Origin of the sequence: Streptomyces sp. ISL-94 (assembly GCF_018614075.1) — a bacterium.
Lineage (GTDB): Bacteria > Actinomycetota > Actinomycetes > Streptomycetales > Streptomycetaceae > Streptomyces.
Genome location: NZ_JAGGOZ010000074.1, coordinates 1 through 13,946, shown reverse-complemented (window position 1 = coordinate 13,946; position 13,946 = coordinate 1). Strand labels below are relative to the sequence as shown.

The 13,946-nt window shown below is 71.1% G+C and carries 14 protein-coding genes; 11 read left to right on the top strand and 3 right to left on the bottom strand.

Annotated elements, in window-relative coordinates; translation table 11 throughout:
- Positions 1–166 precede the first annotated feature (166 nt).
- Positions 167–1,771, top strand: a complete 1,605-nt coding sequence (locus J7E94_RS22695) for an RDD family protein (protein ID WP_251057077.1) — start codon at positions 167–169, stop codon at positions 1,769–1,771.
- Between the two features lie 76 nt (positions 1,772–1,847).
- A complete protein-coding gene (locus J7E94_RS22690) occupies positions 1,848–2,585 on the top strand; it encodes an RDD family protein (RefSeq protein WP_215018302.1) in 738 nt (245 codons plus the stop codon).
- A 78-nt stretch (positions 2,586–2,663) separates the two neighbouring features.
- Here the strand turns inward: J7E94_RS22690 and J7E94_RS22685 are convergent, their stop codons facing one another.
- On the bottom strand, positions 2,664–2,936 hold the full coding sequence (locus J7E94_RS22685) for a hypothetical protein (protein WP_215018301.1): 273 nt from the start codon (positions 2,934–2,936) through the stop codon (positions 2,664–2,666).
- 504 nt (positions 2,937–3,440) lie between these two features.
- Here J7E94_RS22685 and J7E94_RS22680 point away from each other — a divergent pair.
- Both J7E94_RS22680 and J7E94_RS22675 read left to right on the top strand, forming a co-directional pair.
- Positions 3,441–5,795 (top strand): immune inhibitor A domain-containing protein, encoded by a 2,355-nt coding sequence (locus J7E94_RS22680; protein WP_215018410.1) that lies wholly within the window; start codon positions 3,441–3,443, stop codon positions 5,793–5,795.
- A gap of 113 nt (positions 5,796–5,908) precedes the next feature.
- Complete coding sequence (locus J7E94_RS22675) at positions 5,909–6,211, top strand: hypothetical protein (RefSeq protein ID WP_215018300.1); 303 nt, start codon at positions 5,909–5,911, stop codon at positions 6,209–6,211.
- A gap of 37 nt (positions 6,212–6,248) precedes the next feature.
- Here the strand turns inward: J7E94_RS22675 and J7E94_RS22670 are convergent, their stop codons facing one another.
- Complete coding sequence (locus J7E94_RS22670; RefSeq protein ID WP_215018299.1) at positions 6,249–6,833, bottom strand: isochorismatase family protein; 585 nt, start codon at positions 6,831–6,833, stop codon at positions 6,249–6,251.
- A 661-nt stretch (positions 6,834–7,494) separates the two neighbouring features.
- A complete protein-coding gene (locus J7E94_RS22665) occupies positions 7,495–8,823 on the bottom strand; it encodes a nicotinate phosphoribosyltransferase (protein WP_215018298.1) in 1,329 nt (442 codons plus the stop codon).
- Between the two features lie 81 nt (positions 8,824–8,904).
- Between J7E94_RS22665 and clpS the strand changes: the two genes are divergently transcribed.
- From clpS to J7E94_RS22635, 7 genes are all read left to right on the top strand, one after another.
- Positions 8,905–9,219, top strand: a complete 315-nt coding sequence (gene clpS, locus J7E94_RS22660; protein ID WP_215018297.1) for an ATP-dependent Clp protease adapter ClpS — start codon at positions 8,905–8,907, stop codon at positions 9,217–9,219.
- Positions 9,219–9,833: a DUF2017 domain-containing protein gene (locus J7E94_RS22655; protein ID WP_215018296.1), complete on the top strand. Its 615-nt coding sequence runs from the start codon at positions 9,219–9,221 to the stop codon at positions 9,831–9,833. The genes clpS and J7E94_RS22655 overlap by 1 nt, the downstream gene beginning before the upstream one ends.
- 320 nt (positions 9,834–10,153) lie before the next feature.
- Complete coding sequence (locus J7E94_RS22650; protein WP_215018295.1) at positions 10,154–11,593, top strand: amino acid permease; 1,440 nt, start codon at positions 10,154–10,156, stop codon at positions 11,591–11,593.
- 89 nt (positions 11,594–11,682) lie between these two features.
- Positions 11,683–12,105 (top strand): Mov34/MPN/PAD-1 family protein, encoded by a 423-nt coding sequence (locus tag J7E94_RS22645; protein ID WP_215018294.1) that lies wholly within the window; start codon positions 11,683–11,685, stop codon positions 12,103–12,105.
- 77 nt (positions 12,106–12,182) lie between these two features.
- Positions 12,183–12,290: a putative leader peptide gene (locus tag J7E94_RS36005; protein ID WP_312847437.1), complete on the top strand. Its 108-nt coding sequence runs from the start codon at positions 12,183–12,185 to the stop codon at positions 12,288–12,290.
- 104 nt (positions 12,291–12,394) lie between these two features.
- A complete protein-coding gene (locus J7E94_RS22640) occupies positions 12,395–12,673 on the top strand; it encodes a MoaD/ThiS family protein (RefSeq protein ID WP_215018293.1) in 279 nt (92 codons plus the stop codon).
- Positions 12,673–13,623, top strand: a complete 951-nt coding sequence (locus J7E94_RS22635; protein ID WP_215018292.1) for a PLP-dependent cysteine synthase family protein — start codon at positions 12,673–12,675, stop codon at positions 13,621–13,623. The genes J7E94_RS22640 and J7E94_RS22635 overlap by 1 nt, the downstream gene beginning before the upstream one ends.
- Positions 13,624–13,946 lie beyond the last annotated feature (323 nt).

Here is a 13,946-nt window from a genome sequence, read left to right as displayed (position 1 = left end):
ACCGAAAAGGAGATTGGCGGAATTCTGTCGGGTGACCGAAAACCGTCGTATGGCCCGGGGTTCGCCCGAAGGCTTGGATTCTCCCGTTACCGGACCTGTCGGGGGGAGGTTCTTGGCTATGGTCCTCCCTTGCACAAGCCTCAAGCCACGATCGGAGTTGGGGACATTGACGGCCTCCCCTGGTGACGGCGAGCACGCGGCCCGCGAGGGCTACTACCCCGATCCGTCCATTCCCGGGTACGTCCGGTACTGGAACGGTGCCGCCTGGGTTCCGGGTACGAGCCGCCCCGCGCCCCCGGCGGACGAGACGGGTCCGGTGTTCCTGGACGAGACCTCCGCGACGGAGGCGCTGCCGGAGCGGGCGCGGGAGCGGGCCCCGGAGCGGGCACCGGAGCGCCCGCAGGAACGCCCGCAGGAACGCCCGCAGGAACGCCCGCAGGAGCGCCCGCAGGAGCGCTCACCAGACCGCTCGCCGGGGTGCGATCCCGAGCCGGAGCCCGTGGTGTGGCAGGCCGATCCCCTCCACCAGGCGGGCTTCGGCGGGCCGCGCGACCACCGGGTGTCGTGGGGCAACCTGCCGGAGCCGGAGCCCGGCGGCGGCCGGCCGTCGGGGATCTCCCTCGCCCGTACGCCCGAGACCCGGCTCCCCGCCCAGGCCGCGGCGGGCATCCTGTCGGTCCGCTCCCCGGCGGCCCAGATCCCGGCCCCTGCCCCGGCCCCGGCCCCTGTCTCCGCCCCGGCTCCTGCCCCGGCCCCTGAGTGGCCGGACGCTCCCGGTGCGGGGCGCTCCGGGGCCACCACCTCCTGGCCCGCCTCGGCGGCGCCGGCGTCCCCGGCCGGGGCACCCCGGCGGGAGCAGCCCCCGGCCGAGCCGGCCCGCCCGGAGCCCTGGCCGCCCCGCAGCGGTGCGTCCCGCCCCCCGGTCGAGGCCTCCGCCCCCGCCACGGCCCCGCCGACCGAGCGGTCCCGTCCCGAGCCGCGGGAGCCCCGTAGCGACGCGGCCCCGGCCTCGCGGCCCGGCACCCGGGCGTCGGCTCCGGCCGAGGCGCCCCGCCAGGAGCCCTGGGAGCCCCGTAGCGGCGCGGCCCCGGCCTCGCGGCCCGGCACCCGGGTCCCGGACCAGGGGGAGGCCTGGACGCCGCGCGGGGGCGTCGGGTCACCCCGGCCCGCCGAGGCGTCGCCGGAGTCCTCGGAGGCCGCCGGGCGGCACCCGGCCGGGCCCGCCGGGGCGTCCCGGTCCGCCGCACCCCGGCCGGAGGGGGCCAGTACCCCCCGGGCCGTGTTCGAGCGGATGGCCGAGCGTTCCGTGCGCCCCGCCGGGCTCGTGCGCCGGGCGGTCGCCCGCGCCCTGGACTCCCTCGTCCTCGCGGCGGTCGCAGCGGCGGCCGCCTGGCCCCAGCTGCCCGCCGCCACCGCCCACCTGGAGGCCAAGGTGGACGCCGCCCGCGCGCGCGGCCGCAGCACCACCGTCTGGCTGTTCGACGGAACCATCGCCGGCCACCTCGGCCTGGTCCTGGGCGCGGTCCTCCTCTTCGGCGTCCTCTACGAGGCCCTGCCCACCGCCCGTTGGGGCCGCACCCCGGGCAAGAAGCTCCTCGGCGTGCGCGTACTGGCCACCGCGACCCTGCGCCCGCCCGGCTTCGGCGCTGCGCTGCGCCGCTGGCTCGTGTACGCCCTCCTCGGCCTCCCCGGCAGCCTCTGGTGCCTCGTGGACCGCCCGCGCCGGCAGGCCTGGCACGACAAGGCGGCGAAGACGTACGTGGCCCGCTGAGGCGCCGCGAGCCGCCCGGCCCCCGAACGGACGCGGTTCCGTTGCGGGGCCGCCGGAGCCGGGTTCGACTCGGGCCATGAGTACCGATCAGCCGCCGCCGGGCGAGCCGCCGGAGGACCCGTTCCTCAAGAAGCCCCAGGAGCCGACGCCCCCGTCGGGCGGTTCGCCATACGGCTCGCCGCCCCCCGGCGGGACCCCGCCCCCGCCGCCGGGAGGCCCCTACGGCGGCTCCGGCGCTGGCGGTGGGTATCCGCCCCCGCCGCCCCCGTACGGCGGCGGCGGCCCGGGTGACCCGTACGGCAGCAGCGGCTACGCCATGCCCGACCCGCTCGCCGGCATGCCCCCGCTCGCGGACACCGGCAAGCGGTTCGTCGCGCGCATCATCGACTGGTTGATCGTGGGGATCCCGATCTGGCTCATCTGGTTCCTGATCATCGGGGTCACTTACAGGGGCGACCCCTACACGGGCGAGGACACGTCCGACGCCGCAGCCAATTGGTCCAGCGGTGGCGTTCTGCTGTTGGTGCTGATCGGGATCGCCGCCTACGTCGTCTACGACTGGTACTTCACCCACAGGAGCGGCCAGACCCTCGGCAAGAAGGCGATGCGTCTACGGGTCGCCATGCTCAACGACGGCAGCGTGCCCTCGTCCAAGGCTGCCTTCGGCCGAGCGGCCGTCCTGTGGCTGCCGTCCCTCCTCTGCTGCGGTGGCCTCTGGTGGATCATCGTGGGCATCTCGATCCTGGTCGACAAGCCCTACCAGCAGGGCCTGCACGACAAGGCAGCCAAGACCGTCGTCGTCCAGTCCACCTGACGCGGACGCAGCGCGGCAGCAGCAGAGCAGCACACAGCGGGCGGTCTCCCTCCGGGGAGGCCGCCCGCACCGCGTTGCTCAGTGGTGGACGGGCTGCTCGGCGCCGGCCGGCCGGCGGCCCGGCACCCGGGCGGCGGCGGCCCGCGTCGCGTCCGGACGGGCCGCGTGGCGGCCGCGGCGCTGCGGGGCAGGCACGGTGAGGGCGACGAGCAGGCCCAGGGCGAGCGCGGCGGCGGAGATGACCGCGACTCCCAGCCCCGTACTCGTCTGCGAGAGCAGCAGCATGGCGATCGTCGACGCGACGACGGTGGCGGACCCGTAGGCGAGCTGTGCGGCAGTCGGACGCGGCATGGCGATATCCGTCCTCGGAGAGGGGAGGGGGAGTCGGCTCAACCAGGTCGCGCGTCAAGTGACTCTACGACGGGGGATGCCCGAGCGGAACAACCGGTAAGCGTGACCTAACCCACGGTGCCGGAGCACGGGGGGCGCACAGGATCACATCGCGTGTCTCGGGCAGGCCCCAATCCGGTCGAAACGGTGCCAGGAGGTACTCGGGAAGCGCTCGTGAGGCACTAGAGGACGGTCGGGAAGCGCCCTTCGCCCCATATGGCAGCGGAACGTCCGAATAGCGGAACTGACTGACCGCATAGTGCAGTTGTAAGGAACAAGTCAAGATCTGTCTTTTCTCTCGACTCTCCGGTCAAATGTCGTCACTTGAGACGCGCGCCGCGCGGAACCCCCCGCTCCTATGGAGATGTTCCGACCTACGTTGCGGCCGCGGGAGGGGAACGACATCAAGTGACCACCAATTCCGCCAGACGGCGTGCGATCCGCGCTGCCGCCGTCACCGTGACCATGGCCGCATGCGCGACCAGCGCCACCTTCTTCACCGTCACCGCCGCCCAGGCCGAAGACCGCGGCCCGGCAGCACCGGCTTCCGACCGCCAGGACCCGACGGCCCCCGCGAAGGTCGTCGAGCACGACCTCAAGGGTCCGTTCAGCGAGCAGGCGGCGACCCAGAGGAAGGCCGCTCTCGAGCAGGTGCTGAGCGGCAAGAAGAATGTCGAGCAGCGCGGCGCTTCGAAGGTCGTCAAGCTCGACGACAAGAAGTACGTCGAGCTCGGCCGCGAGAAGACCGACAAGATCTTCACGATCCTCGTCGAGTTCGGCGACCAGGTCGACAGCACCACCATGTTCGACCCGGACGGCCCGGGCCCGAAGCCCTCGGTCCCGAAGTACGGCGGCACCCCCGGTCCGCTGCGCAACACGATCAAGCAGCCCGACCGTGCCAGCAACAACAGCACGGCCTGGCGCAAGGACTTCAGCCGGGACTACTTCCAGGACCTGTACTTCGGTACCGGCCAGGGCAAGAACTCCCTGAAGACCTACTACGAGAAGACCTCCTCGGGCCGCTACTCGGTCGAGGGCGAGGTCGCCGACTGGGTCAAGGTCCCGTACAACGAGGGCCGTTACGGCTCCAACTACTGCGGCCAGACCAACTGCTCCAACGTGTGGGACACCGTCCGCGACGGCGTCACCGCGTGGACGGAGGCCCAGAAGAAGGCGGGCAAGACCGACGCGCAGATCAAGGCGCAGCTGGCCCAGTACGACCAGTGGGACCGCAACGACTTCGACGCCGACGGCAACTTCAACGAGCCCGACGGCTACATCGACCACTTCCAGATCGTCCACGCGGGCGAGGACGAGTCGGCCGGCGGCGGCGAGCAGGGCACCACCGCGCTGTGGGCGCACCGCTGGTACGCCTACGGCACCGACGTGGGCAAGACCGGCCCGGCGAACAACAAGGCCGGCGGCACCCAGATCGGCGACACCGGCATCTGGGTCGGCGACTACACGATGCAGCCCGAGAACGGCGGCCTCGGCGTCTTCGCGCACGAGTACGGCCACGACCTCGGCCTGCCGGACCTCTACGACACCTCCGGTGGCGGCGAGAACTCGGTCGGCTTCTGGTCCCTGATGTCGGCCGGCTCCTGGCTCGGCAACGGCAAGGACTCCATAGGCGACCTCCCCGGCGACATGACCGCCTGGGACAAGCTCCAGCTGGGCTGGCTGAACTTCGACAAGGCCAAGGCCGCGACGAAGTCCACCCACAAGCTGGGTGTGTCCGAGTACAACACCAAGGACAAGCAGGCGCTGGTCGTCGATCTGCCGAAGAAGCAGGTCAAGACCGACATCGTCGCTCCCGCCGAGGGCTCCTCGCAGTGGTGGAGCAACATGGGTGACGACCTCAAGAACACCCTCACCCGCTCGGTCGACCTGACGGGCAAGAAGTCCGCCGCCCTGTCCCTCAAGGGCTGGTGGGACATCGAGGCCGACTACGACTTCCTCTACACCGAGGTGTCCACGGACGGCGGCGCCACCTGGACCGCGCTGGCCGGCACCGCCGACGGCGCGGCCATCCCGGCCGACGCCTCCGGCAGCCCGTCGCTGACCGGTGTCTCGGGTGCCTGGAAGAACCTGAACTTCCCGCTCGACGCCTACGCGGGCAAGAAGGTCGACCTCCGCTTCCGCTACCAGACGGACGGCGGCGCGGGCGGCAAGGGCTTCACCGCCGACGCCGTCACCCTGGCCGCGGACGGCTCCGCCCTGTTCACCGACGGCGCCGAGAACGGCGACAACGGCTGGACGGGCAAGGGCTTCTCGCGCATCGGCGCCGGCTTCACCAAGGAGTACGCGCAGTACTACCTGGCCGAGAACCGCCGCTACGTCTCGTACGACTCCACCCTCAAGGTGGGCCCGTACAACTTCGGCTTCGCCAACACCAAGCCGAACTGGGTCGAGCACTACCCGTACCAGGACGGCCTGCTCATCTGGCAGTGGGACACCTCCCAGAAGGACAACAACACCAGCCAGCACCCGGGCCAGGGTCTGATCCTTCCGATCGACGCCAACGCCAAGCCCATGAAGTGGGCCGACGGCACCCTGCTGCGGAACAAGATCCAGCCGTACGACGCGGCCTTCAGCGCCTACTCGACGGACGCGTTCACCCTGCACAAGAACGGCGAGGAGCTCTTCCTCAAGCCGAAGCCCGCGAACCTGGTCTTCGACGACCACAAGGGCAAGTACTACTACGACGAGAACCCGACCGGCTCGGTGAAGGTCACTGACACCAACACCAAGATCAAGATCGCCAAGGAGACCTACGACGGTCTCGTCATGACGGTCGAGGTTGGCCCCGCCGTTAAGTAATCGGGTACAACCGCAGGTCAAAGCATGATCGGCCGTCGCCCTCTAGCGGGCGGCGGCCGATCGCGTTTAGATGCCCCGGTACGAGTTCCTTATTGACGGGGGAGATGACTTCCATGCCAGATGGAGGTTTCGTGAGATTGCCGGGCGGCAGCGTGGTGGTCGCGCTCATGCTGCCGAGGCCGTCCGGAGGCGGCGGAAATGTCCGCGTGCTGGTGCACGCCGCGAACCGGGCCCGCGCCCTGACCAGGCTGCGGAACCTCGGGATGCGGGCGGTGTACCTGCGGGGCAACGCGCATCCGCCGACGCCGGACGAGGTCACGGCCGTCCTGCACCACCCGGACGGCCTGCTGTGGCGCGGTGCCCCGGACCGGGCGCAGGAGCTCTGGCACCCGATCCGGGCCCTGCTGGGCGCGTAGGGGGCCCGCCGGGAGCCCCCTCAGGCCCTGGGAGCGGCTAGCCGCCGGTGAGGATCACACCGGCGGCCCGCAGCTCCTCCAGGGCCCGGGCGGCGGTGTGCGGGGCGACGGAGGCCGTCAGGTCCAGCAGCACGCGGGTGGCGAAGCCGGCGCGGACCGCGTCGAGCGCGGTGGCCCGCACGCAGTGGTCGGTGGCGATGCCGACCACGTCCACCTCGGTGACGTCCCGGTCCCGCAGCCACTGGGCGAGGCCCGTGCCGTTCTCGTCGGCCCCCTCGAAGCCGCTGTACGCGGCTTCGTACGCCCCCTTGTCGAACACGGCGGCGACCGCGCCGGACGCCACGGCGGGCGCGAAGTTCGGGTGAAAGCCGACGCCCTCGGTGCCGGCGACGCAGTGCACCGGCCAGGAGGTCTCGTAGTCCGGCTCGGCCGGGGCGTGCGCGAAGTGGGCGCCCGGGTCGATGTGGTGGTCGCGGGTCGCGACGACGTGCCGGTAGGCGGGCGCGGCCTGGCCGATGAGCTCGGTGATGGAGGCGGCGACGTCGGCCCCGCCGGCGACCGCGAGGCTGCCGCCTTCGCAGAAGTCGTTCTGGACGTCGACGACGATCAGTGCGCGGTGCATTTCGCGTGCCCTTCGCTTGATGGTGTGTTGCGGCGGGAACCTGCGGGTGCTCTTCCCCCGCCCCACCCCTACCCGAACCTGCGGCCCCGCCCCAGCACCATGCGCTCCGCCCGAGCGGTCCCGCGCGCCAAGGCCCGGGGCTCCGCCCCGCATCTCGCGCCCCAAGGGCCCGAGCGGTCCCGCGCGCCCCAAGGCCCGGAGCTCCGCCCCGCACCCCCGCGCCTCACACGCCGGCGGGGCTGGGTTGTGCTGCGCCCTAGCGGCCCCGCGCGCCCCAAGGCCCGGAGCTCCGCCCCGCACCCCCGCGCCTCACACGTCGGCGGGCTGGATTCGCGCTGCGCGCAAACCAGCCCGCCGGGGGGCAGGGCGCACGGCGTGCACGTGGAGGCCTACACCGTGCCACACCCGCCCGTCGGGGGGCCCAACCGCACGGTGTGCGCTTCCAGGCCTACACCGTGCCACACCCGCCCGTCGGGGGGCCCAACCGCACGGTGTGCGCTTCCAGGCCCACGACGCGCCACAACCGCCCGCCGGGGCGCAGAACGCACGGTGTGGACTTGTAGGCCTATGCCAGGCCAATCCAGCCCCTCCGGCGTTTGAGGAGCGGGGTGCGGGGCGGAGCCCCGGTTTTTCGGGGCGGCGGATGAAGGCGCGGGGCCGGTTACGCGTACTCCGTCGGGATCACGGCCTCGCCGCGGGACAGCTGCATCGCCGACAGGGGGAGCCCGCCGCGGGCGGCGCGGTGGCGGTCGCGTACCGCCTCCAGCGGCTCGCGGGCGATGATCTCGCCGGACTTGACCAGCTGGGTCAGCAGCTGGTGGTCGGCCAGGGCCGACGGGACCGGCCCGGTCCCGATGACCTCCGCCTCGGCCACCCCCTCCGCGTCCACCCGGCGCGCGGCCCACTTCCGCCCCCCGATGGACGTCTTGCCGCCCGAGGACTTCTTCGCCACCGGCGTCAGCGGCGCCTTCGGGTCCCCCGAGGCGGCCCGCGCCACCAGCTTGTAGACCATCGAGCACGTCGGGTGCCCGCTGCCCGTCACCAGCTGCGTGCCCACCCCGTACGCGTCCACCGGCGCCGCCGCCAGCGAGGCGATGGCGTATTCATCCAGGTCCGAGGTGACCACGATCCTCGTCGCGGTGGCCCCCAGCTCGTCCAGCTGCTGCCGCACCCGGTGGGCCACCAGCAGCAGGTCCCCGGAATCGATCCGGACCGCGCCCAGCTCCGTGCCGGCCACCTCCACCGCCATGCGGACCGCCTCGGCCACGTCGTACGTGTCCACCAGGAGGGTGGTGCCCCGGCCCAGCGAGGCCACCTGGGCCGTGAACGCGTCCCGCTCGCTGTCGTGCACCAGCGTGAAGGCGTGCGCCGAGGTGCCGACCGTCGGGATGCCGTACCGGAAGCCGGCCGCCAGGTCCGAGGTGGAGGTGAAGCCGCCCACGTACGCGGCCCGCGAGGCCGCCACCGCCGCCAGCTCGTGCGTGCGCCGCGCGCCCATCTCGATCAGGGGCCGCTCGCCCGCCGCCGAGGACATCCGCGAGGCGGCCGCCGCGATCGCCGAGTCGTGGTTCAGGATGGACAGGATCACGGTCTCCAGCAGCACGCACTCGGCGAAGCTGCCCTCCACCCGCAGGATCGGGGAGCCGGGGAAGTAGACCTCCCCTTCCGGGTAGCCCCAGATGTCGCCGGAGAAACGGTACGAGGCCAGCCAGTCCAGCGTCCGCATGTCGACGACGGCCCGCTCGCGCAGGAACTCCAGCACCGCGCTGTCGAAGCGGAAGTTCTCCACCGCGTCGAGCACCCGGCCGGTTCCGGCCACCACCCCGTAGCGGCGTCCCTCCGGCAGCCGCCGGGTGAAGACCTCGAAGACCGAGCGGCGTTCGGCGGTGCCGTTCGCCAGGGCGGCCTGCAGCATCGTCAGCTCGTAATGGTCCGTGAAGAGCGCTGTCGACGGCACGTCCACCGGCAGGCCCAGGTCCGCAGGGTTCATGTCACGGATGCTAGCGCACATTTCGTCAGAGTGACGAGATGTAGGCCCCCGTTTGTGCGACGGGCCGGTCACGGTGGCAGCATGGGACAAGTGAGTGTTGCTCCTGCAGAGATCGAACGCACCGAATCGGCCGAAGAGACCTTCGCGGTCCCGGAACCCGACGTCCCCTGGGTGACCCTGGTGCACAACGACCCGGTCAACCTCATGAGCTACGTGTCGTACGTGTTCCAGGCGTACTTCGGCTACTCCAAGGACAAGGCGCACAAACTGATGCTCGACGTCCACCACAAGGGGCGCGCGGTCGTCTCCAGTGGCTCCCGCGAGGAAATGGAGCGCGACGTGCAGGCCATGCACGGCTACGGCCTGTGGGCGACCCTCTCCCAGGACCGCTTCTGATGGGCGGACCGACCGGCATGTTCGAGGCCCTGAAGGGCGGCGGCGCCGCCATCGCGCTCGACGAGATCGAGATCTCCATCCTGCGCTCGCTGGCCGTCCAGCTGCTGGAGCTGATCGGGCCCGGCGAGCCGGAGCCCGCCGAGGACGCCGACCCGCTCGCCGTGCTCTTCGCCTCCGACGGCCCCACCGAGCCCCCGTCCGACCCGGCGCTCGCCCGGCTCTTCCCCGACGCCTACGGGTCCCCGGACGGCGCGGGCGACCAGGGCGTGGACCCGGCCGAGCTGACGGCCCGGTCCGCGGAGTTCCGCCGCTTCACCGAGAACGACCTGCGCACCCGCAAGCGGGAGGACGCGCTGGCCGTCGTACAGAGCCTGGCCGGGCTCACCCCGGCCGGCGACGAGGCGGCGGTCCTGGAGCTGACCGGGGAGCTGCCGCTGCGCTGGCTCGGCGCGCTCAACGACCTGCGCCTGACGATCGCGGCCCGCCTCGACATCACCGAGGACGATGAGAGCGCCACGCTCTTCCGGCTGCCGGACGACGACCCGCGCAAGCCGATGGTGATGGCCTACCTCTGGCTCGGCGGGCTCCAGGAGACCCTCATCGAGACCCTCTGAGGATCCTCAAGGGCCGACGGAGTTCGCTCAGCGGACGCTCAAATCCGGATAACGATCAGATCACCGCCATGCGGTGGTCTGATCTGTTTCAGGGCCTATGTCCCGGATTTCCTGTGCCCCGCGTCACATTTCCCGGCCTCGTCGACCCGTAAGCACGTGATAAATCTTCACGACTGCCGACGGGACGCCACCCATGTCCCGCGGCCTGCTTGAACCGGCGGACCGCCGGCGTGCAACTCCATCCGTATCCGGGGGGATCGAGGACCCGATCCGCAGCCAGCAGAAGGCGCGGGTCGGCGTGGAGAAAGGCGCATCAAGACATGACCTCTGTGCAGGTCGAGCAGCACGACAAGACACCCGGCGAGGGCACGCAGGGCGAAGGCGGCGAGGGCTACCACCGCGCGCTCGGCGCCCGCCAGATCCAGATGATCGCGATCGGCGGGGCCATCGGCACCGGCCTGTTCCTGGGCGCCGGCAAGGCGATCTCCAAGGCCGGCCCCAGCCTGATCCTGGCCTACGCCATCGCGGGCCTGGTCATCTTCTTCATCATGCGGGCCCTGGGCGAGCTGCTCATGTACCGCCCCGTCTCCGGCTCCTTCTCGGACTACGCCCGCGAGTTCCTGGGCCCCTTCTGGGGGTACGTCACCGGCTGGACGTACTGGCTCTTCTGGGTGGTCACCGGCATCACCGAGGTCACCGCGGCCGCGCAGTACATGTCGTACTGGACCCACGACAGCTTCCCGCAGTGGGCGTACGCGCTGATCTTCACCGTCATCCTCTACGCCGCCAACCTGATCTCCGTGAAGCTCTTCGGTGAGCTGGAGTTCTGGTTCTCCATGGTCAAGGTCACCGCCATCGTCGGCATGATCCTGATCTGCGCCGGCATCCTCACCATCGGGTTCTCCGACGCCGCCGACACCGCGACCGTCACCAACCTGTGGAACGACGGCGGCTTCTTCCCCAAGGGCATCGGCGGCACGCTGATGACCCTCCAGATCGTGATGTTCGCCTTCCTCGCGGTCGAGCTGGTCGGCGTCACCGCCGGCGAGTCCAAAGACCCCGAGAAGACCCTGCCCAAGGCCATCAACACCGTGCCGTGGCGCATCGCCGTCTTCTACGTCGGCGCCCTGATCATGATCCTGTCGGTCGTCCCGTGGACGCACTTCCAGCCCGGCGTCTCGCCCTTCGTCGCCGCCTTCGAGCGCATGGGCCTCGGCGTCGGCGCCGCGATCGTCAACTTCGTCGTGCTGACCGCCGCCCTGTCCTCCTGCAACTCGGGCATGTACTCCACCGGCCGCATGCTGCGCGACCTCGCGCTCAACGGCCAGGGCCCGCAGTTCTTCACCAAGCTGACCAAGAGCGGCACCCCGCTGGCGGGCACCACCTTCTCCGCCGCGCTGATGCTGGGGGGCGTCTGGATCAACTACGTCGCCCCGGGCAAGGCCTTCGACTACGTCGTCTCCTTCGCCACCATCTCCGGCATGTGGGCCTGGATCATGATCCTGGTCTGCCAGATCCGCTACCGCGCCAAGTCCGACCGCGGCGAGCTGCCCGCCTCCCCGTTCCGGGCGCCCGGAGCCCCGTGGACGAGCTGGTTCGCCCTGCTCTTCATCGGCATGGTCATCGTGATGATGGGCCTCGACAAGGACGCCCGCGTCTCGCTGTACTGCGCCCCGCTGTGGGGCCTGGTCCTGGGCCTGTCCTACCTGGTCCTGAAGTCCCGCAACCCGCGCGGCGCCGCCTTCACCAAGGCCTCGTAACCCGCTTCGTTCAGGCTGCCTGTCCACCATTCGGGCCCTCCCGTACCACTCCTCGGTACGGGAGGGCCCGTCTGCTTATCCTGTCGCTCATGCTGACCCTCACCCAGGCCCTGTACGACCGGATCGTCGAGCACGCCCGCCAGGACCACCCCGACGAGGCGTGCGGTGTCGTGGCCGGCCCGGCGGGCACCGACCGCCCCGAGCGGTTCATCCCGATGCTCAACGCGGCCCGCTCGCCCACGTTCTACGAGTTCGACTCCAAGGACCTGCTGAAGCTCTACCGCGAGCTCGACGACCGGGACGAGGACCCCGTGATCGTCTACCACTCGCACACCGCCACCGAGGCCTACCCCTCGCGCACGGACGTCACCTACGCGAACGAGCCCGGCGCGCACTACGTGCTGGTCTCCACGGCGGACAAGGACGGCCTCGGGGAGTTCCAGTTCCGCTCGTACCGCATCGTCGACGGTGTGATCACAGAGGAAGAAGTGCAGGTCGTAACGGCCTACTGACCACCATGTGAGCGGTCAGCGTCCACGATGCGGGATCACACTCCAAACCGGTGACCGGGAATCGTTAACATGACCGCATGGTTTCCCACGACGTGAGCATCGAGACGCCCGGCAGGCTGCTGCTCGTGGCGCGGCTGCATGTCGACCTGTGCCGCCTCGCCAGCGCCATCTGTCCTGCTGTCTGAGCACCAGAGCCCTCTTGCGCGGGGCCCGGACGCACCGCGCGCCTTCCACGTTCTTACGCCCCTGCTCAAGCACCTGCTTACGCCCTGACGACTGGAGCCCAGCCATGGCCATCGAGGTCCGCATCCCCACCATCCTCCGCACCTACACCGGCGGCGAGAAGGCCGTGAACGGCTCGGGCGCCACGCTCGCCGAGCTCTTCGCCGACCTGGAGACCCGCCACAAGGGCATTGAGGAGCGCATCGTCGACGGCGGGCAGCTGCGCCGCTTCGTGAACGTCTACCTCAACGACGAGGACGTCCGCTTCCTGGACGGCATCTCCACCGGTCTCAAGGACGGCGACAGCGTCACCATCCTCCCTGCCGTGGCCGGCGGATCGAAGTAATGCGCTACGACTCCCCGCTGGCCGCGGTCGGCAACACGCCGCTGGTACGCCTGCCCCGGCTGTCGCCCTCGGACGACGTCCGCCTCTGGGCGAAGCTGGAGGACCGCAACCCGACCGGCTCGATCAAGGACCGCCCCGCGCTCCACATGGTCGAGCAGGCGGAGAAGGACGGCCGGCTGTACCCCGGCTGCACCATCCTGGAGCCGACGTCGGGCAACACCGGCATCTCGCTGGCGATGGCGGCGAAGCTCAAGGGCTACCGCATCGTGTGCGTGATGCCGGAGAACACCTCCCAGGAGCGGCGCGACCTGCTGGCCATGTGGGGAGCCGAGATCATCCCGTCGCCGGCGGCGGGCGGCTCGAACACGGCCGTCCGCGTCGCGAAGGAGCTGGCGGCGGAGCACCCGGACTGGGTGATGCTCTACCAGTACGGCAACCCGGACAACGCGGGCGCGCACTACGCCACCACGGGCCCCGAGATCCTCGCGGACCTGCCCTCCATCACCCACTTCGTGGCGGGTCTGGGCACCACCGGCACCCTGATGGGCGTCGGCCGCTACCTGCGGGAGCACGTGCCGGGCGTGAAGATCGTCGCCGCGGAACCCCGCTACGACGACCTCGTCTACGGCCTGCGCAACCTCGACGAGGGCTTCGTCCCGGAGCTGTACGACGCGTCCGTCCTCACCACCCGCTTCTCGGTCGGCTCGGCGGACGCGGTCACCCGCACCCGCGAACTCCTCCAGCAGGAGGGCATCTTCGCGGGCGTCTCCACCGGGGCCGCCCTGCACGCGGCGATCGGCGTCGGCCGCAAGGCGGTGGCCGCGGGCGAGAGCGCGGACATCGTCTTCGTCGTGGCCGACGGCGGCTGGAAGTACCTCTCGACCGGCGTCTACACCGCGGCCACCACCGAGGAAGCCATCGAGGTCCTCCAGGGCCAGCTCTGGGCATAGCCCCGGCGGCGCCGCCGCCGTGGCTATGCCCCAGCCCCTTCCCCAGACTCAGTCCGGGGGACCCCACGCCTCAAACGCCGGCGAGGCTGAAAGACCGCCTCAAACGGCGGCGGGGCTGAAAGACCGCCTCAAACGTCAGGCGGGACTGAGAGCCGCCTCAATCGCCGGCGGGGCTGAGAGGTTGCGCCCGCGAGGCTGTGAGGTCGCCTCACAGCCGGCGCGGCTGGGCTGGATGCTGACCGGCCGGGCTCCGTTCGGCTGGAGCTGGATTGCCCGGAGGGCAATTCCAGCCCCGCCGGCGTTTGAGGCGCGGGCGCGGAGCG